The following is a 22140-nucleotide window of genomic DNA, read 5'->3' as shown; positions in this document are numbered from 1 at the left end:
CCCGGAAATCGACCAGCCGGCTGTGCTGAGGACGGCCGATAGGGGGAAGCCGCCTGTCTTTTCTTTGCTTAACCGAAGCGCAACAGGGTATAATAATTTAAGGAAGAGTGTCAGAGGAGAATCAGAAGTTCGGAAGGGCGGCGGCTATGTTTAATAAGCATTCAAAAGTGATTTTCTGGACGGTTGAAATGCTGGCCATCGCGCTGCTCATCTTCGTCCTGACGAAAATTTCCTTCATTTTTGAACCGGTCGTGACGCTGTTTACGACGCTTTTTTTTCCTGTCCTTGTCGCAGGATTTCTGTTCTTCCTGCTTAGTCCGTTTGTCGATTTTCTCGGTAAATTTAAGATTCCGAAAGTTCTCGGAATCTTGCTGACCTATATCCTGCTCACCGGGCTGATCGTTCTGCTCGTAACCTCCGTTGGGCCGCCGCTCGTCAGTCAGGTCAAGGCGCTTTTTGCCCAGCTGCCCGATTATATCGGTAACTGGCGCAGGAGTTTTGATCAGCTGGCTGCAACGCGCGGCTTCAAATGGCTGCTGCACCAGAATATTTATTCTATTGATAAAATCCAGCAGTCCCTGCTGTCGATGGTTAAATATTATACGAGCCACGCCGGATCCGGTCTGTCCACGTTCTTCGGTGTGGTCGTCAACGTCGCATTGACCGTTGTGACCGTACCGTTCATCCTTTTCTATATGCTGAAAGACGGCAACCGGCTGCCTCAGGCCGTCACCCGTTTTTTCCCGCATCAGTACCATCATGAAGTCAACACCATCCTGCTCGATCTGAGTACGACGCTGTCCTCCTACATTCACGGGCTGATCATTGTTGCGACTTTCGTCGGTGTCAACTCAAGTATCGGTTTCGCACTGATCGGGCTGCCTTACAGCCTGCTGCTCGGGCTGATCGTCGGCGTGACGAATATCATTCCTTATATGGGTCCGATTATCGGTACCGTACCGGCGCTGATTGTTGCGCTGATGGATTCACCGTTCAAAGCACTGCTTGTCCTTCTGGTCATTGTCATTGTGCAGCAGCTCGACGGCCATCTGATTTCGCCGCTTGTCATGGGCAAACGGATGAATACGCATCCGCTGACGATCATTGTTCTGCTTCTCGTATCCGGTAAGTGGCTCGGTCCGATCGGAATGATTCTGGCCGTGCCTTCGTACGCCATGATCAAGGCGATTGTGCTGCACATTGTCCGGCTGATCCGTCTGCGCCGGAAGAGTAAGGATGATACGCTTCTGAAACCATAGCCTTATGATGGGTCCCTGTTCACAATCTTTTGGGTCAGAGAGATAAACTGTTTCAAAGCCGGATTCTCATTTTTTTTAAGGTGCGCCATGGAAAGGACGGCCCGGAGCGGATGGCTGTCAATCTCGCGGTAAACAACCTCGAGGTTAAACAGCTTTTCCGCTGTAGCGGGAACCACACCGATTCCGATTCCGGCAGAGACCAGGCCGACGACCATCTGGTATTCGGTGGCTTCCTGGACAATTTTCGGCCGGAAACCGGCATCTTTGAAAAGGGACAGGAATTCATCATACAGACCGGGCCAGATTTCGCGGGAGACGACGATAAACGATTTGTTGCGCAGATCTTCAATAGAGATTTTCTTTTTCCTGGCGAGCGGATCGTTTTTGGACAGGGAAAGTGCGGCGAAGCCCTTCTTGACCGGAACACTTTCGATCAGCGTACTGCTGACCGGAGGATGGAGCAGGCCGAGGTCAATCCGGCCGCCGATCAGTGCGCTAACCTGCTGCGGCGTCGACAATTCATGCAGAATAACGGCAACATGCGGGAATTGACGCCGGTATTCGCGGATGAACTGGGGCAGAATATCGTAGGTAGCCGAACCGACAAATCCGATCACGAGCCGGCCGAATTCACCGCGCTGGGCTCGCTGCGCCGTTTCCACAGCCTGATCGAGCTGTGCAATCACTTGTCGTGCCTCAGGAAGAAAGAATTCGCCGGCTGTGGTCAGTTCTACATGACGTTTGTTTCGTTTGAAAAGGACCACACCCATCTCGTCTTCCAGCTGCTGAATCTGTTTGCTCAGCGGCGGCTGAGTCATCTGAAGCCGTTCGGCAGCCCGTCCGAAATGCAGTTCTTCCGCTACGGTAATGAAATAGATCAGGTGTCGCAATTCCATTATGAGATCTCCCCGAAACCATGATAGGTTCATTATATGGGTCAGCGCTGATGAATTCAAATAATATATTTTATGTATGACACAGTGCTCAATAATATATTTCACACTGAAACCCCCGCGTTGTAAACTATTCTTATCAACAGAACTGAATCACCAGATCATCCGGATGACTGGCCGGACGTTCGACTTCAGCATTTCATGTATCTCTGCTGAACGTCCTGCTAACGCTAAACTCAATCCTGTTTGCCAAACATTTATAGGGAGTGAAAAAGTGTGAGCCGTATTGAGAAAGATCCAAAGGAAAAAGTACTTTCAAGCGGTGCGGAACTCGTTGTCGATTGTCTGATCAAACAAGGTGTAAAATATATTTTCGGTATCCCGGGGGCCAAGATCGATGCCATCTATGATGTGCTGAAGGACCGCGGACCGGAACTGATTGTCTGCCGTCATGAGCAGAATGCTGCATTTATGGCTGCTGCTGTCGGCAGAATTACATGTAAACCGGGTGTTGTGCTCGTCACTTCCGGCCCGGGTGCTTCAAATCTGGCAACCGGATTATCCACGGCCAATGTGGAGAATGATCCGGTTGTCGCGCTGGCCGGTGCGGTGCCCCGCGCGGACAGATTGAAGCGGACCCATCAGTCGATGGATAACGCAGCCCTGTTCCAGCCGATCACCAAATTCAGCGCGGAAGTGGTCGATCCGAAGAACGTCCCTGAAGTCGTGACAAATGCATTTCGTGCCGCAGAGTCCACCGAAGCCGGTGCGGCCATCGTCAGTTTCCCCCAGGATGTGCTGACGACGAAGACAGAAGTCGGTGCACTCGGACCGCTGGAAAGCCCGGTTCTGGGAACCGCTTCCGAAGCTTCGATTGACCGAGCCGTTGACGCGCTGCAGCATGCGAAAATGCCGGTCATTCTGGCCGGGATGAGAGCCAATCGTTTTTCGGTGGTGAAAGCGGTACGCTCTTTATTGAAGAAACTGTCTTTTCCGGTTGTTGAAACATTTCAGGCTGCCGGGCTGATTCCACGCGATATGGAGGATCACTTCTTCGGCCGTGTGGGGCTGTTCCGCAACCAGCCGGGCGACCTGTTACTGGAGAAAGCGGATGTGATCCTGACGATCGGTTATGACGCCGTGGAGTACGATCCGAAGTTCTGGAACAAGAACGGGAAACGGCAAATCATCCATCTGGATGAAGTCCGTGCGGATATCGACCATTATTACCAGCCTTCGATTGAGCTGGTCGGTGATATTCCGGCAACCGTCGGCCGGATCAAGGAAAAACTCGGCGGGTTGAATCTCGATGCCGAGCATCTCAACTTTCTGGATGAGATGCGCCGGAAACTGGATTCACGCGATGAACCGCCGAAAGAGACAAAAGGAAATCGGGTTCATCCACTCAGTCTCATCCACACTTTGCGCAGCCTGATCAGCGACGATACCACAGTCACCTGTGACGTCGGATCTCATTATATCTGGATGGCACGCCATTTCCGTTCTTATGAACCGAAGACGCTGCTGTTCAGCAACGGCATGCAGACGCTTGGCGTTGCACTGCCATGGGCCATGGCGGCCAGCCTGATTCACAATCATGCGAAGACGATCTCAATGTCCGGTGACGGCGGGTTCCTCTTCTCTGCGATGGAACTTGAGACAGCGGTTCGCCTGAAACTGCCGATTGTGCATATTGTCTGGCGCGACGGTACTTACGATATGGTCGGCTTCCAGCAGAAACTGAAATATAACCGGACTTCCGGTGTTGATTTTGGCAGCATCGATGTTGTGAAATATGCCGAGGCTTTCGGCGCCAGGGGCATGCGGGTCAATCATCCGGATGAACTGGAATCTGTTCTGCGTGAGGCGCTGGCCGTCAAAGACGGACCGGTGATTATTGATGTACCCGTCGATTACAGTGATAACGTGGCTTTAGGAAAGACACTGATTCCGAACCAGCTGAACTGATGCGTTTTTGCAGTCGTCATCAAGTCTGTTAAAGAGTGAAAGGGAGTTTCAATTATGGCAAATGAAGCAAATGAGAAAGACACCGGCGCTGTTTTCCAGTTGTCGACAATGACCTCGCTTCTGGCCGGTGTTTACGACGGTGCGATGAATTTTGATGAGATCAAAGAGCACGGCGATTTCGGTATCGGCACGTTCGATCACCTGGACGGAGAAATGATCGGTTTTGACAACCAGTTTTATCAGCTGCGCGGTGATGGTACCGCGACGCCGCTGACCAACAAGAACCGGACGCCGTTTTGCTCACTCACCTATTTTCGCCCGCAGATGACAAAAACTTTTGACCGACCGATCGGCAAGGAAGATTTCGAGAAAGAACTGCATAAACTGGTACCGAGCGACAATCTCTTCTATGCATACCGGATCGACGGCGTCTTTAAGGAAGTCAGCACCCGGACCGTGGCATGGCAGGATAAACCGGTGCCGATGACCGAAGCCGTGAAAACGCAGCCGGTATTCCATTTTGAAAACCTTAAAGGGACGATCGTCGGTTTCTGGACACCGGTTTTTGCCCAGGGTATCGCGGTTGCCGGCTACCACTTCCATTTCATTGATGAGGAACGGACCGGTGGCGGGCACGTGCTCGATTATGTGCTCGACCACGGAACCCTCCAGATTGACCGGAAGACGCACCAGAGCCTTTATACTCCGGATACTGCGGCTTTTTTGAATGCCAATCTGTCGCGCGGCAATCTTGAAAAAGAGATCAAAGTCACAGAAGGCTAATCCCTCAATCTGGTTTTTTGAATGTAAAAACTGTCCTGTCGGCTGTTTCATGGCTGCGGGGCAGTTTTTTTGTGCGGTGGTCGTGAAGGTGCCCGCTTAGAAGGGCAGAGACAGCATGGTGAACAGTCCGATGGCAATCAACAGGATCGATGCGGCGACTTCTGAGACAGATCCCAGCTGGGTACGGATGCTTTTCAGACCCATCCATTGGCCGGCGGCAATGGACAGATAAGAAAGCAGTCCGATGAAGATCGATACTGAAAGCGGATCCATCCCGCCAACTCCGGCGCCGAATGCCGTGCCAAGCGCATTGAACGAAAGTGCAAAACTCAGCCAGACCACCTCTCCGGACGTGATCAGATTGTTATGATCACGATCCACAGTATCCGCTTCCGGAATGGTGGTTGATGACTTACGATGGTGTCTGATCGATTCTACAAATGAACCGATGCCGATCAGCAGGATCAGTGAACCGCCGCAAAGCCCGGCCAGACTTTCAGGTATGGTAAAGCCGATCAGTCTTCCGGCAATCAGCGCCGCCAGCGAAATCAGTGTGGCCGTCAGCGCGATCCAGACATTTGCGGAGCGGGTAATTCTTTTCCCCTGCACGCCGTAACTCAGCCCGACGGCGAGATTATCCAGACTTGATGCCATGCCGATTAAAATAACGACAATCCAGTGCACATGAACCATCCTCCCCTGTTTCGATTCGGTAAATCAACCGGTCGGGAGGTAGTTTATGCGGCGCCCGGCAGTTGGTGACTCACAGCCGGGGGAGGACCGGATTGTCTGCTCTGATGATTTTCAGGTATACTCAATCTGTCACTGGAAAAAAGATCTGCAGGAGGGCACGCATATGAATAATCACGACATTGACTACCGCATCGAAGGCCAGGAGATGCAGTTTGTTACCGTTGAGCTCGATCCTGGAGAAACCGTCATCGCTGAAGCGGGGAGCTTCATGATGATGGATGAAGGGATCGGCATGGAGACGCTTTTCGGCGACGGCAGCAGCAGCAGCGGAGGGCTGATGGACAAACTGTTTGGTGCCGGGAAACGGCTGCTGACCGGCGAGAGTCTGTTCATGACGGCATTCACGAATAATGGGTCCGGAAAGAAGCATGTATCGTTCGCTTCACCTTATCCCGGAAAAATCATTCCGCTTGATCTCAGTGCACTCGGCGGACAAATGATCTGTCAGAAAGATGCCTTTCTGTGCGCGGCAAAAGGGGTTTCAGTCGGCATTGCCTTTCAGAAAAAACTGAGTACCGGTTTCTTCGGCGGTGAAGGCTTCATCATGCAGAAACTGGAGGGGGACGGCCTTGCGTTTGTCCACGCCGGAGGGATGATCAAGGAAATCGATCTGGCAGCAGGCGAGACACTGAGAGTCGATACCGGCTGTCTCGTCGCGCTGACTCAGGAAACCGATTATGATATTGAATTCGTCAGAGGGGTAAAAACGGCACTGTTCGGCGGGGAAGGGCTGTTCTTCGCCACCCTGCGCGGACCGGGCAAAGTGCTTGTTCAGTCTCTGCCGTTCAGCCGCCTGGCGAGCCGCGTCTTCAGTGCGATGCCGGGCAACCCAGCCGGAAAGAGGCAGGACGAAGGCGGCATCGGCGGCCTGTTTGATCTGTTTGACGGCAGATAAGAAAAGAAGAGCCAAGACCGGATATACTTAAATGACCGTCCGGATCGTCTGGATTGATCCTGTCCCTCTGTAACCGTTAAAATGAACGTAGACAGAAAATTTGTTTTGGAGTTGTCACGTATGGAAAAAAACAATGCATCTCATGACCATTCGGACCGGAAGAGCTTTGCCCTGCTGTTCTGGCTGTTTCTTGCGAAGATCGGTCTGATCCTTCTGCTGGTCGTGCTCATCATCTGGCTGATTCAGTCCGTTCGCACGGCAAATCAGGGGAATAAAGCCGGTGTAACTTTCGGAAAAGTACTCGGCGCAGCCTATTCCTCAGACGGGAACCAGCTGCGGATCGGTACGGGCAAGGGCATCGCGGCCTATGAAAAGGGGCGCTGGAAAACGAAGACTGTTTCGCTGCCGGGGGCGGTTCAGCTCGTGCCGGTTGAGGGCGGCTTTTTTACACTGAATACGCATCAACGTGCAGTTTTGCGCACAGATAATAATAAGATCATCACCTCCGTCCGTTTGCCTGCCCAGCCACGCGCAGGCTTATTTACCGCTGCTTATGCGACACGTCATCTCTATTTCCTGAACGGAAAGCAGCTCTATTCCTCGGAAAACCTGGGAAAGTCATGGAACCGGACATTCCTGAAAGGGGTTCAGGGCGCGCCGCAGATGCTCGCCGCGGATCCGAAGAAGTCCGGCACTCTTGCGGTGGCAACGCATTCCGGGTTATATGTGACCGAGGATCAGGGCGTGCATTTTAAGGCGTTTCTGAGAGGCAAATCCGTCACGGCCGTGTCATTCGGGCCAGGCGGAAAAACCACATTGTTCGCCGGCCTCTATGGAAACCAGACGATGCTTTACTCGATTCTGCCTCAATATAATAAGGAAATTAATCTCGATCTGGATACAGTAAAGGGCGACCGGCTTGTCCAGATTGCCCGGAATCCGAAGTATCCGCAGACAACAACGGTGATTACGGCAAACGGCGATGCTTACCTGACGGAGAACGGCGGTCAGAACTGGACGATCATCGCGAAAAACGGACGCGGGCTGTCACAGAGGTAAAACCGGCAACTGGTTTCGGTGAAACAGGATCTATGGTAAACTGGTTAGAAAACAGCAGGAGATTCGGTGACATTTATGCTTAAAACCATTCTTTTTGACGTGGACGGCGTGTTCCTGAGTGAAGAGCGCTATTTCGATGCTTCGGCGCTCACCGTCCGGGAACTGCTGCTCAGCAACCATTACCTTGGTCTGGGACGTGATGCTTCCTTCCGGACCACGTACAGTGATCAGGAGATTGCCGAAATACGTAAGAACGTATTCCGTAATGATCGGGTTCTGAACTTTTTAAAATCACGAGGGATGAATGCCAACTGGGACATGATTTATATTACCTTTTCGGTGCAGCTGATCCATCTGGCAGCCCAGTTGCCGGAACCGTTGAAGGCGCAGGCGGCGGCACTTTTGCAGAAGCCGATCGACCGGGGGACACTGGATCAGCTGCGGGAATGGTTCCACAGTCATCCGGTGACGATTGATTTTGACATGATGCTGAAAGATTATTCGGGAACCAAGGCGACCCGTCAGGATCTGATTCTGTTTCTGAACGATCTTGCCGGTCATTACCTCGGTGTTCAGACCGCGCCATTTAAGCCGAAAAGCAAACTATGGCACATCGGCGAGCATGCATCGCAGGAGTGGTATATCGGTGATGACAACGTATTGCCGGCGACCGGCATTCCCTCTGTCCAGACCGGGAAAAAAGGGTTTATGAATGAAGAAGTGACGCTGGCCGATCCCGATACGATCCGGGCGATGTTCCGGATGCTGAGGGAAAAAGGCGTTCAGATCGGTATTGCTACGGGCCGGCCGCATCTGGAGACGTACCGGCCGTTCGGTTATCTTCACTGGCTGGAACTTCTGGATGAAAACCACATGGCGACGGCAGATGACGTTCTTACTGCAGAAAAGAAGTTTGATGCAGCGCCGCTGGCCAAGCCGCATCCGTTTACATACCTGCTGTCTTATTATGGAAAAGACAGCGATGTGCGGAAACTGACTTCCAGAAAGCCGGAGCCTCTTCCGGATGGGGAAGAGACACTGATCGTCGGCGATTCACTGGCCGATCTGCTCTGCGCCCGTCAGATCGGCTGCCGGTTTGCCGGTGTTCTGACAGGGCTTTCCAGCAAAAAGGCACGTGCGGAACTGGAGGCACACCATGCCGATTTTATTCTGGATTCTGTTGCAGATATTCCGGAACTCGCCAAAAAACTGATCCTGGAATCGTGACATTTAATTCGAAGCGCATTTTTCAACCTTACAGAATACAAAAAGGCACCGCAATGTGCGGTGCCTTAGTCATCCCTGTAAAGGATTCAGTTCTGTTCTTCAGGGACATCGATTTCGGCAAACTGAATATCCTTGAGATTGGTTATGGATAAGACTTCCTGCCGAATATCGCGGGGAACAGGTTTATCGACCGTGAGGATCATGACGGCCTGTCCGCCGACGGCACGGCGGCCAACGTACATGCTGCCGATATTAATGTTGCTCTTTCCAAGGATGGAACCGACCTTGCCGATGACACCCGGAACGTCGAGGTGACTGATATAGAGCAAATATTTTTCCGGTTCCATATCGAGCCGGTAACCGTTCATAGAGACGATCCGTCCGCCGAATCCCGGCAGATAGGTGCAGGCAATAGTCGCCGTATCGTCACCGTTTACGATTTCGAGTTCGATGAAATTTGTGAATCCTTTATGTGCTGCATTTTTCTGAACGCTGTAGGCAAGACCGTGTGCCTTCAGTACCTGCATGACATTCACGATGTTAATCGCCGAATCCAGATAGTAGGAGAGCAGAGCCTTAATCATCTGCCGCGTCAGCAGTCCGGTATCCTCCAGGAAGAGTTCGCCGTAATAGTTGATCTTGATCTTCTCAGGGGCTTTCTGGAAAACCTGCATCAGAAGTTCGGCCATCTGTTCACTGAGCGTGAGATAAGGCTGAATCTTCTGCTGGACACTGGCGGAGATATGCGGCAGATTCAGGGCATGCTGCACACTGCCGGTTTCAAAGATTCCGACGATTTCTTCACTGACCGACTGGGCAACTTTTACCTGCGCCTCGGCTGTAGAAGCGCCCAGATGCGGTGTGACGATGATCTTCGGGTTCTGCGTGAGTCCGGGATTTTCCGGCGGCTCGTGAACGAATACGTCAAGTGCCGCACCGGCAACGTGGCCGCTGTTCACAGCGTCGACCAGTGCCTCTTCGTCGATAATGCCGCCGCGCGCGCAGTTAACGAGCCGGACACCGCGCTTCGTTTTTGCCAGAAAATCTGCGTCGATCAATCCGCGTGTTTCGGCCGTGAGCGGGGTATGTACCGTAATGAAATCCGCCTGCTCGGCAATTGTTTCCAGGCTTGCTTTAATAATCCCCATCTTTCTTGCCCGGTCATCCGTCAGAAAGGGGTCGTAGCCTAATATATTCATCCGGAATCCTTTGGCGCGCTTTGCAACCTCACTGCCGATCCGGCCCATGCCGACGATGCCGAGTGTTTTCTGATACAGTTCCACGCCTTTAAAGAGCTTCCTGTCCCAGTGTCCGGAAGTCAGCGACTGATAGGCCTGGGGGATATTGCGGGCCAGCGCCAGCATCATTGCCATCGTATGTTCCGTGGCGGCGATTGTATTTCCTGCCGGGGCATTGATCACGATCACGCCCTTTTCCGTAGCTGCTTCAATGTCGATATTGTCGACGCCGACACCGGCGCGGGCAATGACTTTCAGATGAGCGGCCGCTTCAATGACTTCCCGGGTTACCTGTGTCCGGCTGCGGACGATCAGTGCCTCATAGTCTTTAATCTCATCGATGAGTTCCGCCGGCGAGAGTCCGGTTTTCTGTACCACGTCAAAATTGGGATTACCGATCAGTGCGTGAAGACCCGTTTCGCTGATCGCGTCGGTAACGATGACCTTATGCATTTTTCATCCAGACCTCCTCAGCTTTTTTTACGGCGGCACCCAGCCGCGGTTCTGCTCCGAATTTTGCGAGTGTCAGTTCCAGAGCAGTCAGTACTTTAAGCACATCGAACGGCGTGCAGTAGCCCATATGGCCAATGCGGAAAATCTTTCCCTTGAGCTTCTTCTGGCCGCCGGCGATGGTGATTGAGAAGTCTTTCTTGAGCGCCTTCTGAATGTCCGGTGCTGCGATCTGTTCCGGTTTCACTGCGGTGACCGTAGGAGAGGCATCCGCTTCACTGGTCAGGAGGGGGAGGCCGAGTTCGCGGATCCCGGCGCGGATCATGTCTCTGAGCAGACGGTGGCGACGGATCACATTCTCCCAGCCTTCTTCTTCAATCATCGTGCAGACTTCACGGGCGCCGGCCAGCAGAGAGACGGCCGGTGTAAACGGCGTCGACTTCTGTTTTTCGAAGGAGGCCGCATAGCGGTTCAGGTCGAGATAAAAGCGCGGTGCCGTACATTCCTGAATGGCACGAAGCCCGCGGTCGCTGAAGGCCACGAAGGCGAGTCCCGGGGGAAGCATCAGTGCTTTCTGCGAACTGGTGACGAGCAGATCAATCCGATCGGCGGCCATGTCGACCGGGACAGCACCGATGCAGCTGACACCGTCGACAATAAACAGGGCATCTGTCCTGCAGCCGACAACTTCGCCGAGTTCGTGGATCGGATTCAGCACACCTGTAGAGGTTTCGTTAAACGTCGCAAACACTGCTTTTATTTGAGTGCCGGCCAGTCCGTCAAGAAATGTTTCGAGCTGATCCGGCGCGCAGGCTTTGCCCCATTCGATGTTCAGACGATGGACATGCACGCCGTACTTCTCAGCAATCGATGCCAGCCGGTCACCGAAAGATCCGGCAACGATGACAACGGCTTCGTCACCTTCAGAAACGGTGTTGACGACAGCAGCTTCCAGCGCTGAAGTGCCGCTGCTGGTCAGTGCGAGCACAGGATGGGTTGTTCCGAAAACCGGTTTGAGCCGGTTCGCTACATCTTCGAACAAAGCGGAAAAGTCCGGGCTGCGATGACCGATCATCGGCTGCGCCATTGCCGCATTGACACGATTTGGAATCGGTGTCGGCCCCGGAGTAAACAAATACGTCTGATCTAGAAACATGTCTCTGTCATCCCTTCTGTTGTTTGCCTGATCTGCCGGAGGATTTATCCCCCGGCAAGACTGAAAGACATAATAAAAACGCCCCTTGCAGCAGAACAGATCTGCTGCAAGGGGCGTGGATATCGCTGTGCCACCCTTATTCACCGGTCCATGAATCGGACCGGCCTTCATTTTTCGATAACGGCTGACGCCGAACCGGCCTACTTGACGTCTTTCAGCCGGTCTGTTCCGAAGTGCTGAAGCCCGGGGAAGCAATACCAGCTCACACCTTCCGCCGGCTCTCTGCAGCTTGTTTCCCGGAACTCCCTGTCTCCATCATGACAATTTTTTGTGATCATTGGTTTGTGAGTACATAATACCAACTGTCCTGACATTTGTAAAGAATAATATTTTGATATTTTCTGAAAGTCTTGAAAAAAGAGCATTCCGGCTGCTCAAATACTGGGCTCCGCCGGTGCCTCGGAAAAGATGCGGCCGAGGAGACGCAGCAGCACCGTCATATCGTCTTTTTTCCCTAAAGTCACGCGGATTCCGGTTTCGAACGGGTTGATCAGGAAACCGTTCTTTTTACATGTCTCGGCGACCTCTTCAGGACGATCTGTCTTGATAAAAATAAAGTTAGCCTGAGTCGGGTAATAGGGGATCTTCTTCTCATCCAGAAATTCCGAGACCATATCGCGGACTTCACGGTTTTTGCGGACACATGTGTCTTTAAACGCCTGATCCTGAAGCGCCGCAAAAGCGGCAATCTGACTAAGCCGGGGATTATTGAAAGGCGGCCTTACTTTATCAATTTCATCAATAATCCGGCGGCTGCTCAGCGCATAACCGATTCTGAAAGACGCCAGACCATAGGATTTGGAAAAAGTCCGGAGCACGACCAGATTCGGGTGCGCCGCCATCAGTTCCGTCGAACGCGGGAAATCATCAGCGGTGACGAAATCAATATAGGCTTCATCCAGTACGACAACCACGTCATTCGGGACCTGATCCAGGAAATCGGCCAGTTCGCGGTGCGTGAGGTATGTTCCCGTGGGATTATTCGGATTGCACACCCAGACCACTCGCGTCGTTTCATCGATGGCAGCCAGCATTGCCTTTAAGTCATGACGTCCGGATGCATCTACCGGAATTTTCCGTGTCGCTGCCCCTTCGATCTGTGCATGACAATAGTATTCATAGAATGTCGGCCAGGCCATGACCATTGAATCACCGGATGCCAGGAAAGCCCGGCTGATCAGAACGATGATCTCATCCAGCCCGAGCCCGAACAGAAACTGGTCTTCAGGCACGCCGAGTCTTTGGGACAGATCGCTGCGCAAGGCCGAATCCCGGCAATCCGGATAAAGTTCCGGCAGCAGCGTGTCATTCAGAATTGCCTTACGGACTTCCGGTGAAGCGCCGTACACATTTTCATTGGAATCCAGTTTCACAAGTCGGCGGAGACCATATGCTTTCCGGATTTCTTCCGGAGAAGGGCCGGGCTGATAGGCTTTGAGATCTGCTAAATTCTTTTTGAACACAGGGAAACACTCCTTTAATTCAAATGTCGGTCTACAGGATTGGATGGATTGCTTAAACACGCCTTGTGCGATCGTTCGGGTATCTTTTTTTCAGTCTATGTACGTAAGGGTTGAACGGTATTCTGTCCGTCCGATATGGATAAGCCGGTGCTTCCTGAACGAAGAGATCCTTGCGGATGCAAGGATCTCTTTACACCGGTGCCTGCCGGACGGGATCCATCTACCGAACCGGCTGAAAGCCTGCACGTCACACCGAATAGGATTCAATTACCGGAAAGCCGGCTGAACCGGCAGCATCAGACGATGGTCACTTTAGGCAAGCAATCTGATTCTGATGTAAATAAATCTGACTTTATTTAAACATGATTGTCCTTTAATGTAAAGACGGCTAACATGATTTATGTAAACCATCATCAAAAGATGTGCCTGCCGGCATGTTCCGGATCAGGTGCAATTAACCTTTCAGGCATCGAAGCTGCAGATCACCGGACAGCCCGAAAAAGGGCGAGAATCGTCGAAATAGATAATTTTTCTTTGTCACGAGGAAACGGTTACAGAAAATTATTTTCAAATGTAAGCGTTTGATGTACAATGAAGCTGTACGAATAGAGGAGGGGAAAGTCCTATGACAGAACGTCAATGTATGATCCGCATCGAGTCTGCGTATCCGCATCTGAGTGACAAAGAAAGAAAAATAGCCGATTATATCCTGAATCATCCGGAAGAGACGATCCACAGCAGTATTAATCAGGTTTCGGCACGGATCAATGTTGCTGATGCTACCGTCTTTCGCTTTTGCCGGCGGCTGGAGTTCAAGGGATTTCAGGAAATGAAAATTGTGCTGGCTGCAGATATTGCAAAAAATCGCCAGATGGAGCAGGAGAAGAGCAAATATCAGGATGATGAGACGATGAACCTGGCGGAGCGGGTCTTCCAGGACAACATCCGTACATTGGAAAATACCTTTCAGATCCTGAGCAGCAGCGCGTTCAATAAAGCAGTTGATCTGCTCAGTACGGCGGAACGTGTTGCCTTCTTCGGAAGCAGTGGTTCCGTCACCATCGCCCAGGAAGCACACCGTAAGTTTGTCCGGGCAGGGATTATGACCTACGCCCCGAGCGACGGTGAATTTCAGATGTTATCCGCGTCTCAGCTCTCGGCAAAAGATGCCGCTGTATTCATTTCTTATTCGGCCAGCGACAAACATCTGCTTCAGGTCGCCCGTGCCGCCGAAGCAGCAGGCTGCCCGACCATCGGGTTGACCGGATTTATGAAATCGACGCTGGGGGACATGATGGATGTCTCGCTTCATACGGTATCGGTTCCGACGGATTTCCGGTCCGAGTCCTATGTCGCCAGGGCGGCGCAGATGACACTGATTGATGCGCTCTATGCCAATGTCATCAGCAGAAAGCATGCAGCCGGACATGAAGCGCTGACGCAGCATTTAATGGCACAGAACTGAATTTTGCATACAACAAATTGAAAACGATTACAAATCAATTGGCTGCCGGCATCAGCGTGAATGAAGAAACAGGAAGAGAATGTAAAGTGATCCAAGTAATACGGCAAAAAAACAAATCAGTCCCCAGCCAATTTTCACTCTCATAGAAAAAGCCCCCTCATTTGTTTCAGTATGGACAAACAAGGGAGCTTTTATGTATTCGTGGATTAGTGATTTGCCGGATGCTGTTCGTGGGTGAACAATGTCACACGCACGCCTTCGGAAACAGGCGACAGCACCACGCATTCATAGTCGGGAAAAGCATCGGCAAGCCGTTCTCTGATCAGCGCGCTTTTGCTTCGGGAAGCCAGCGACATGACGGTCGGTCCGGCACCGCTGAGGAAAGTACCATAGCCGCCCGATTCATGAGTGATCCGGATGATCTGCGGCATCTCAGGAATCAGTGCTTTCCTGAAAGGCTGATGAAAGCGATCCGATTCCATCATTTTACCGGCCAGTTCGCCATTATGGCTCAGCAAGGCACAGATCAGCACATTGGCGACGCTGCTGCCTTCAATCGCCGACCGGAAAGACAGCGAGGTCGGCAGCACGCTGCGGGCTTCACTGGTTTTCAGATTATAATTGGGGATCACCGTTACAAAATCAAAATCCGGTGCAGGCAGGCGGACACTGTTCACTTCTTCGGTCGACTGGCTGGAAACAACCAGGCCTCCGTAGAGTGACGGGGTCACATTATCCGGATGGCCTTCGGCTTTACAGGCCAGCCATGCTTTTTCATCCTCACCGAGCTGAAGGCCGAGCGCATAATCGGCCAGTTCGATGCCGGCAACAATGGCTGCACCGCTGCTGCCGAGGCCGCGGGCCAGCGGAATAGCGCTGCGTACATCGACAGAATAGCAGGGAAGCTCAGTCTGGTGCGCATCGGCGACCTGTTTTGCCGTCTGATAAATGAGATTTTCTTCGATCGGAGGACAAAAATCAGGCTGGTCCAGATAAGTAAACGCCCACTTATCTGAATGCACTGCATTGAGCGTGAGAAACCGGTTCACAGCCATTCCGATCGAGTCGAAACCCGGTCCGAGATTGGCCGTGCTGCCTGGAACTTTGATTTGAAAAGCGGCCGGGTAAGTCATTTTGTCACCTGCTGAAGATGATCGACAACTGCTGTTTTCTCCGCTCCGATGACCTCTGGTTTAATGGCGAGTGTATCCATTGCCGTAGCCGGATCCTTAAGTCCGTTTCCTGTCAGGATACAGACGATTTTTGATCCTTTTTTGATTTTTCCGGCATGAATATGCTTGATCAGGCCGGCGATCGATGCACAGGAGGCCGGTTCGGCAAAGACGCCTTCGGTAGAGGCGATCAGTTTATAAGCGGCGAGAATTTCATCGTCCGTGACATAATCGATTTCACCGCCGGACTCTTTTTCCGCAGCCACAGCCAGTTTCCAGCTGGCCGGGTTGCCGATCCGGATCGCTGTAGCAATGGTCTCCGGGTTTTTGATGACTTTATTTTTAGCAATGGCTGCGGCACCCTCTGCTTCAAAACCGTGGATTTCAGGCGGAGCGACCTGCTGGTTGTCCCGCAGTTCCTTGAAGCCCATCCAGTAGGCGGAGATGTTCCCGGCATTGCCGACCGGAATGCAAAGTACATCCGGAGCAACGCCGCCAAGCTGGTCGACAATTTCGTAAGCTCCTGTCTTCTGACCCTGAAGCCGGTAAGGATTGATCGAGTTGACGATGGTGTAGTCAGAGTGGGCACCGGTGTAGCGAACAATGTCGAGTGCCTGATCAAAGTTTCCGTTGACTTCGAAAATCCGGGCTCCGTACATTACCGACTGAGCGAGTTTTCCAAGCGCAATCTTACCTTTCGGGATGACAATGATGCAGTCGAGACCGGCCCGGGCACTGTACGCAGCCGCTGAAGCCGATGTGTTTCCGGTTGATGCACAGATGACGCCCTTACTGCCGCTTTCCATTGCTTTTGCGACAGCGAGGAACATGCCGCGATCCTTAAAACTTCCGGTCGGATTCAGGCCTTCAAATTTCACGCGAATGTCACAGCCCATTTTGGCGGACAGTTTATCCAGAGGGATCAGCGGTGTATTTCCTTCCATTAGAGTCAGCCGTGGGGTTTTCTCCGTTACCGGCAACACATCGTGATACTTTTCCATTAGACCTTTCCAAGCCATTTGTTTTTATCCCCTTTCGACCCTGAAATACTTGGCATTCAGGACAACGTCGAGTTTCTTCATGATATCAAAAGATTTTTCAAACTGAATCTTATTGGTGAGGTGAGTCACGATCGACACTTCGGCAGCATTCTGACCGACCATCGGCTCCTGATACAGCTTTTCCAGGCTGATGCCCTGGTTTTTAAACAAGTCCGTCAGCCTGGAAAAAGAGCCGGGCTGATCCATGATGTGGAGCCGGACAAAGAACTGACTTTCAACGAGGTTGTCTTTTCTGGCATGCATTTCCCGTTTCGGCAGGAAGATGTGCGTGCCGGTGATCCCCAGCTTCATGTCGTGAATCACCAGAAGCAGGTCGGACACGACGGACACGGCGGTAGGACCTTCACCGGCGCCCGGACCGTAATACATTGTCTCGCCGAGTGTCGATCCGTAAACATAGATTGCGTTGTTTTCATTTTCAACGGAGGCCAGCGGATGCGCATTCGGGAGCAGGGTCGGCTCGACACGGACATCAATGGTTCCGTTATTGACTTCGGAGATGCCGACAAGTTTGATGGTATAACCCAGCTTCTGGGCGTAGGCGATGTCTTCTTTTGTGACATCCGTGATCCCGGTAATCCTGACATCATCCAGTTTAACGGGAATGGAGTAGGCAAGATGGCTTAAAATAACCATTTTCCTGGCCGCGTCGAGCCCGTCGACGTCCGAGGTCGGGTCGGCTTCCGCAAAACCCAGTGCCTGCGCCGAAGCAAGTGCTTTCTCGTAAGACAGGCCGTCATGGCTCATTTTACTCAAAATGTAGTTGGTGGTTCCGTTGACGATGCCGATCATTTTCTGAATACGGTCGGCCGCCAGACTGTCCGTCAATGTTCTCAGAATTGGAATTCCGCCGGCAACGCTTGCCTCATAGCAAAGATCGCATTTGTTCTTCCGCGCTTCAAGGAGCAGTTCATCACCATAGGAGGCCATCAGATCTTTGTTCGCGGTAATCACATTTTTCTTATTTTTCAATGCACGGAGAATATAGCGGTAAGCCTGATCGATACCTCCGACCAATTCGATGATGACATCGATTTCCGGGTCATCCAGGATATCTGAACTGTTGGTCGTCAGTTTCCGGTTGTCGATCAGAACTTTTCGCGGCCGGTTCTTATTACGGACGAGTACTTTTTTCAGCTGAATCGTGCAGCCGGTCCGTGATTCCAGTCGTTCCCTCTCCACGGTCAGCAGCCGCACGACACCTGTGCCGACGGTGCCGAATCCAAGCAGACCAATGCACACCTTTGCCAAAGCCATCATTTCACTCCCTGTCAGAAAAATCAGCCGATCAATCGCCGGGACAAGGAATGCTCCCGGCGATTGATCGGCAGCAATCCCTTTTTTTAGTTCCTGGTCCGTACAAAATGACGTATCTCTATATGTATCTAGCATTATAACCCGAACACTGGATGACAACAAGGCTGTTAAAGTTCAGAAACCGGCGAAAATTCTGCGACATGCATTCACGCATCACTGAAAAGCAAAATATTTCGTCATCTGCCGGATTCGGGATCGTCATGCTGCGCACAAAAAAACCGGCTGACAGAAGAGCCGGGTTAGTGTTTATTGTTTTGATTTTTATCTGCAGCGTGCACGGCACGGATCACCCGTTCGGCATGAGCGGCCGCTTTCTGCTGCAGATCCGGGCGGGTATTCAGCGCGGCCGGATTAAAACGCGCAACCGCCGGCGGAGCATTGCCGGCCATCTGGCGGAGCTTGTCGAGTAAGATCCCGAACAGCACATCATCCTGATCGGGAACGGCGGCCGGCTGAGTCTTCCGGTCCGTGTGCCATTTGTTATCCAGTTCGAGAATCCGATAGATGACGACCGCGCAGACATGGGCGCAGGGCATTCTTCCCCCGCAGCTGCAGGAGCAGTTAAGGTCGGCTGACGGATCAGGAAGGTGCAGTGCGGCGTTGGCCGGATCGCCGGCAGCACGCCAGCTCACCTCAGCATCGAAAAAGATATTCTGCATGTCTTCGACGCTGGCATGAACCGCTGCAGCGGAGAAGTGGTAATCCCAGACACGATTGTTGCGACATAAAAATACGGCGCGTTCAAAGGTCGGCCGGCTCACTGACTGAGAAAACCGGATCAGCCAGTCGCTCAGTTCAGGATGACGGATACGGATTGGTGCCATCTCAGACGACTCCCTTCCGAAGTTTTATCAGGTTAAAGAGTTCCGAATCACTCAATTCGGTCAGCCAGGCATCACCGCTGCCGAGAATCTGCCGCTGCAGATTCTTTTTCCGGTCAATCAAAAGATCGATCCGTTCCTCCAGAGTTCCCTCACAAATCAGTTTGTAGACGTGGACATTTCGTTCCTGCCCGATCCGGTAAGCCCGGTCGGTGGCCTGTTCTTCGACAGCCGGATTCCACCAGCGATCATAATGAAAGACATAACCTGCGGCCGTCAGGTTGATCCCCAGCCCTCCTGCTTTGAGTGACAGGATGAACAATGTTTTCCGGTGCGTCTCCGACTGAAAACGCTGAATCAGTGCGGACCGCTGTTCGGCGTTCAGCCCGCCGTAAAGAAAGAAAACATCTGCATCCGGATAACGCTTCCGTGTCTCGCGCATCAGGAGCTTGCCCATTTTGACATATTGTGTAAACACGAGCACTTTTTCCTGATGTTTGAAGAGCGGATCAAGCAAACTGAAAAACAGCTCCAGCTTTCCGGATTTTTTATCTTCACCCGCTTCACCGGCAAGCAATGCGGGATGGTCGCAGATCTGTTTCAATTTTGTCAGCGCCGAGAGAATCAGCCCTTTTCTCCGTATTCCCGAAGAGGCAGTCACGCTGCGTGCGAGCCGGTCGACCACGTTCTGGTAGAGCGATGCCTGATCTTTACTCAGGAAACAGGATTTCTTTGCTTCAAACTTGTCCGGCAGATCGCGGATGATCCGCTTATCCGTTTTTTCTCTGCGCAGGAGAAACGGCTGGATCATCCGTGTCAGCTCGTTCATTTTCACCCGATTGTCTTTTTTTTCAACCGGACGGACATACTGCCGGCGGAAGTGATCGAGTGACCCAAGATAGCCGGGATTCAGGAAATCCATGATCGACCATAGTTCTTCCAGGTGGTTCTCAATGGGTGTGCCGGTCAGGACGAGCCGATGGGCACAATGGATTTTTCTCAGTGCCCGGGTCTTCTGAGCCCGCGGATTCTTGATGGCCTGCGCTTCGTCAAGAATGACACTTTTCCAGTACACCGGATTCAGAAATTCAGACTCTTTGGTATACAGGGCGTAGCTGGTGATCATGACGTCACATTCGCCGAGCCGGTGAATCAGTTCTTCTCCGCGGAGCCGGGAAGATCCGTGATGAATATACAGCCTGAGTTCCGGTGAGAAGGTGCCGCATTCATGTTTCCAGTTGGCGACAAGTGAGGTCGGACAAATGACCAGTGCCGGCCCGACGATGCCGCCTTTCGGCATCCCTGCAAGGGGCAGATTCCGGCAATAGTCCAGATAAGCGATGGCCTGGACCGTTTTCCCCAGCCCCATATCGTCGGCGAGACAGCCGCCGACACGCTGACGACGAAGATTGACCAGCCAGGTGAATCCCTTCTTTTGATAGGGGCGCAGTTTTCCGATAAATTCAGCCGGGACGGCGATCGATTTTGCCGGCTTACGGATGATTCGATTTATATAATTCTCCAGATCCGGCGTTAACTGAATGCGAATCCGGGGATCTCTTTTTCTACGGTTGAGGGTATCCAGGCGAAGAGCACCGGCGACATCCGCTTTCCCATGGAAAAGGTGCAGTGTATCGTCCATTTCCGTATAAGCCCGGACCATCTGGCTGATCGGCAGGTGAATCCACCGGTTGCCGCGCCGGATGAATGACTGATTTTTTTGGACGAGTTGTCGAAATTCCTCCGCGGTAAGGTTGATTTCTCCGACCGAGATCCGCCAGTTATAGTGAATCAGGGCGTTCAGTGTGAACAGAGACTTTCCGTCGGGTTTGTCGGGTTCCAGCTCGAGACTGACCGATACCGGCGACGCTTCCTCATCAATTTTCAGGTCGTTGGCGAAAACAAGGTCAATTCCGGCGGACGCCAATGGCTCACGACTGGCAAGCAATTGTGAAAATTGGTCGGTGGACAGCAGCCGCTGCGGTTTCTGATCCAGCAGATCCAAAATGAGATCCGGGACCGAACCGTTTAGCTGATGGATCTTTTTATCCAGCCAGATCCGGCTTTCAATCGGCGACCGGACAATAAAATCGTGCAGCGGCCGCTTCTGCTTTGTCCTGTTCTGCTCGCCGGCGACGACTGTTTCACACTCCCAGACGGCGTCCTCTGAAAAAGGATCATCTTCGTCGGATGGGTTCAGGAGCACCTGAACACGATCCGGGGAGAAATGATCGGTGAGCCATGCCCGCCGGTCGTCCAGCAGCGCTCTGGTCCAGGCGGGGTACTTGCCGCCGGCGGCAGGGTGTACCCATGCCGTCAGTTCTGTTTCCAGCGCGTTGGCTTTTTTCACAGATTCCGGGTCGCTTACGATCAGCCAGGGTGATCCGTAATACGCAAACGGCAGCCGTTCACGCAATACGGCCTCAGTTTCTTCCTTTGAAAATGAAAGATTTTTTTCCAAAATAGTATCGGGAACCGCCGGAGCTCCGCCGCGGACCAGTTCACCGGTCCAGAAGATGATCAGCAGATAGAGCCATTGGCTTGTCTTTTCGTCCTGCAGCGCATCTAATGTAAATGCCAGGTGCGGCAGTGAATTCAGCCATCCGGCAAACAAGCCGCTTTCTATAAGAAAATGCGCTTCGGGCATCCACTGGCAGAAATAAAGGACATCATGATGATGATCGTCAAGATGATAAAAATAGGGATAGAAATGTCCGCCCTCCAGCAGTACTTCAAGTGCAGATGCGATCCGTTTGAGCCACTGAAAAGTCCGTCCGGGACGGATATCGCTCTCACCGCATTCGCCGTTCTGTTCCTGAATCAGATGAAAGACACTTTGCATGGTCATGAGCCGGCCGGATACGAAAAGATCGTTCGACTCGCCGGTCAATTTTACACCTACTGGCAAAACTGAATCATCGGCTTCACCGGCCGGACGCTCCTGCGGTTTGTTGCTGCTGTCCGGGAAGGGAAGTGCTGACCCGGCTTCATCCGTCAGCCAGATGAAGAAGTTCCATCCGTTTTCCATGTGCGGTAAAAATGTAATTTGCAGATAACGCACCATTAATGAGACGCTTCCCTTCACGCTGGACAATCCTTT

The 22140-nt window shown here is 52.3% G+C and carries 17 protein-coding genes; 7 read left to right on the top strand and 10 right to left on the bottom strand.

All coding sequences use genetic code 11. The features are described 5' to 3' along the window. Positions 1 to 146 precede the first annotated feature (146 nt). On the top strand, positions 147 to 1259 hold the full coding sequence (locus D889_RS0101925; protein WP_010631419.1) for an AI-2E family transporter: 1113 nt from the start codon (positions 147 to 149) through the stop codon (positions 1257 to 1259). Between the two features lie 2 nt (positions 1260 to 1261). Here D889_RS0101925 and alsR read toward each other — a convergent pair whose 3' ends face one another. Beyond that, complete coding sequence (alsR, locus tag D889_RS0101920) at positions 1262 to 2155, bottom strand: acetoin biosynthesis transcriptional regulator AlsR (protein WP_010631418.1); 894 nt, start codon at positions 2153 to 2155, stop codon at positions 1262 to 1264. 273 nt (positions 2156 to 2428) lie between these two features. On the opposite strand from alsR, the gene alsS reads away from it, so the two are divergent. Further along, positions 2429 to 4120 carry an acetolactate synthase AlsS gene (alsS, locus tag D889_RS0101915; protein WP_010631417.1) on the top strand — a complete coding sequence of 564 codons (1692 nt, stop codon included), beginning with the start codon at positions 2429 to 2431 and terminating at the stop codon, positions 4118 to 4120. Positions 4121 to 4174: 54 nt separating this feature from the next. Next, entirely contained in the window at positions 4175 to 4903 is a 729-nt protein-coding gene (gene budA / locus D889_RS0101910) for an acetolactate decarboxylase (RefSeq protein ID WP_010631416.1), read from the top strand. Positions 4904 to 4999: 96 nt separating this feature from the next. On the opposite strand, the gene D889_RS0101905 is transcribed toward budA, so the two are convergent. Then, positions 5000 to 5596, bottom strand: coding sequence for a manganese efflux pump MntP (locus D889_RS0101905; protein ID WP_018962100.1), 597 nt, complete (start codon positions 5594 to 5596; stop codon positions 5000 to 5002). Positions 5597 to 5759: 163 nt separating this feature from the next. Between D889_RS0101905 and D889_RS0101900 the strand changes: the two genes are divergently transcribed. The 3 genes from D889_RS0101900 to D889_RS0101890 all read left to right on the top strand — a co-directional run bounded on the left by D889_RS0101900 (position 5760) and on the right by D889_RS0101890 (position 8837). Next, entirely contained in the window at positions 5760 to 6551 is a 792-nt protein-coding gene (locus D889_RS0101900) for a TIGR00266 family protein (protein ID WP_010631414.1), read from the top strand. Positions 6552 to 6671: 120 nt separating this feature from the next. Then, positions 6672 to 7610 (top strand): hypothetical protein, encoded by a 939-nt coding sequence (locus D889_RS0101895; protein WP_010631413.1) that lies wholly within the window; start codon positions 6672 to 6674, stop codon positions 7608 to 7610. A gap of 75 nt (positions 7611 to 7685) precedes the next feature. Further along, positions 7686 to 8837: an HAD family hydrolase gene (locus D889_RS0101890; protein WP_010631412.1), complete on the top strand. Its 1152-nt coding sequence runs from the start codon at positions 7686 to 7688 to the stop codon at positions 8835 to 8837. Between the two features lie 86 nt (positions 8838 to 8923). Here the strand turns inward: D889_RS0101890 and serA are convergent, their stop codons facing one another. The 3 genes from serA to hisC all read right to left on the bottom strand — a co-directional run bounded on the left by serA (position 8924) and on the right by hisC (position 13204). After that, the gene (gene serA / locus D889_RS0101885) at positions 8924 to 10528 is read right to left on the bottom strand and encodes a phosphoglycerate dehydrogenase (RefSeq protein WP_010631411.1); all 1605 of its coding nucleotides are present in this window, start codon (positions 10526 to 10528) and stop codon (positions 8924 to 8926) included. Then, the gene (locus D889_RS0101880) at positions 10521 to 11681 is read right to left on the bottom strand and encodes a pyridoxal-phosphate-dependent aminotransferase family protein (protein WP_026039052.1); all 1161 of its coding nucleotides are present in this window, start codon (positions 11679 to 11681) and stop codon (positions 10521 to 10523) included. The genes serA and D889_RS0101880 overlap by 8 nt, the downstream gene beginning before the upstream one ends. Before the next feature lie 434 nt (positions 11682 to 12115). Then, positions 12116 to 13204, bottom strand: a complete 1089-nt coding sequence (gene hisC / locus D889_RS0101875; protein WP_010631409.1) for a histidinol-phosphate transaminase — start codon at positions 13202 to 13204, stop codon at positions 12116 to 12118. Positions 13205 to 13829: 625 nt separating this feature from the next. Here hisC and D889_RS0101865 point away from each other — a divergent pair. Continuing rightward, complete coding sequence (locus D889_RS0101865) at positions 13830 to 14669, top strand: MurR/RpiR family transcriptional regulator (protein ID WP_010631408.1); 840 nt, start codon at positions 13830 to 13832, stop codon at positions 14667 to 14669. A gap of 206 nt (positions 14670 to 14875) precedes the next feature. On the opposite strand, the gene thrB is transcribed toward D889_RS0101865, so the two are convergent. The 5 genes from thrB to D889_RS0101840 all read right to left on the bottom strand — a co-directional run bounded on the left by thrB (position 14876) and on the right by D889_RS0101840 (position 22125). Beyond that, entirely contained in the window at positions 14876 to 15802 is a 927-nt protein-coding gene (gene thrB / locus D889_RS0101860; RefSeq protein WP_010631407.1) for a homoserine kinase, read from the bottom strand. Further along, positions 15799 to 16860, bottom strand: a complete 1062-nt coding sequence (gene thrC / locus D889_RS0101855; protein WP_010631406.1) for a threonine synthase — start codon at positions 16858 to 16860, stop codon at positions 15799 to 15801. The genes thrB and thrC overlap by 4 nt, the downstream gene beginning before the upstream one ends. 6 nt (positions 16861 to 16866) lie before the next feature. After that, positions 16867 to 18159, bottom strand: coding sequence for a homoserine dehydrogenase (locus D889_RS0101850; protein ID WP_018962097.1), 1293 nt, complete (start codon positions 18157 to 18159; stop codon positions 16867 to 16869). A gap of 299 nt (positions 18160 to 18458) precedes the next feature. Beyond that, complete coding sequence (locus D889_RS0101845) at positions 18459 to 19043, bottom strand: SWIM zinc finger family protein (protein ID WP_010631404.1); 585 nt, start codon at positions 19041 to 19043, stop codon at positions 18459 to 18461. A 1-nt stretch (position 19044) separates the two neighbouring features. Next, a complete protein-coding gene (locus D889_RS0101840; protein ID WP_238537597.1) occupies positions 19045 to 22125 on the bottom strand; it encodes a DEAD/DEAH box helicase in 3081 nt (1026 codons plus the stop codon). Between the last annotated feature and the right edge of the window lie 15 nt (positions 22126 to 22140).

The organism is Sporolactobacillus vineae DSM 21990 = SL153 (assembly GCF_000377985.1).
In the GTDB taxonomy this organism is placed as follows: Bacteria; Bacillota; Bacilli; order Bacillales; family Sporolactobacillaceae; genus Sporolactobacillus; species Sporolactobacillus vineae.
This window is presented reverse-complemented; position numbering and strand designations above follow the sequence as displayed.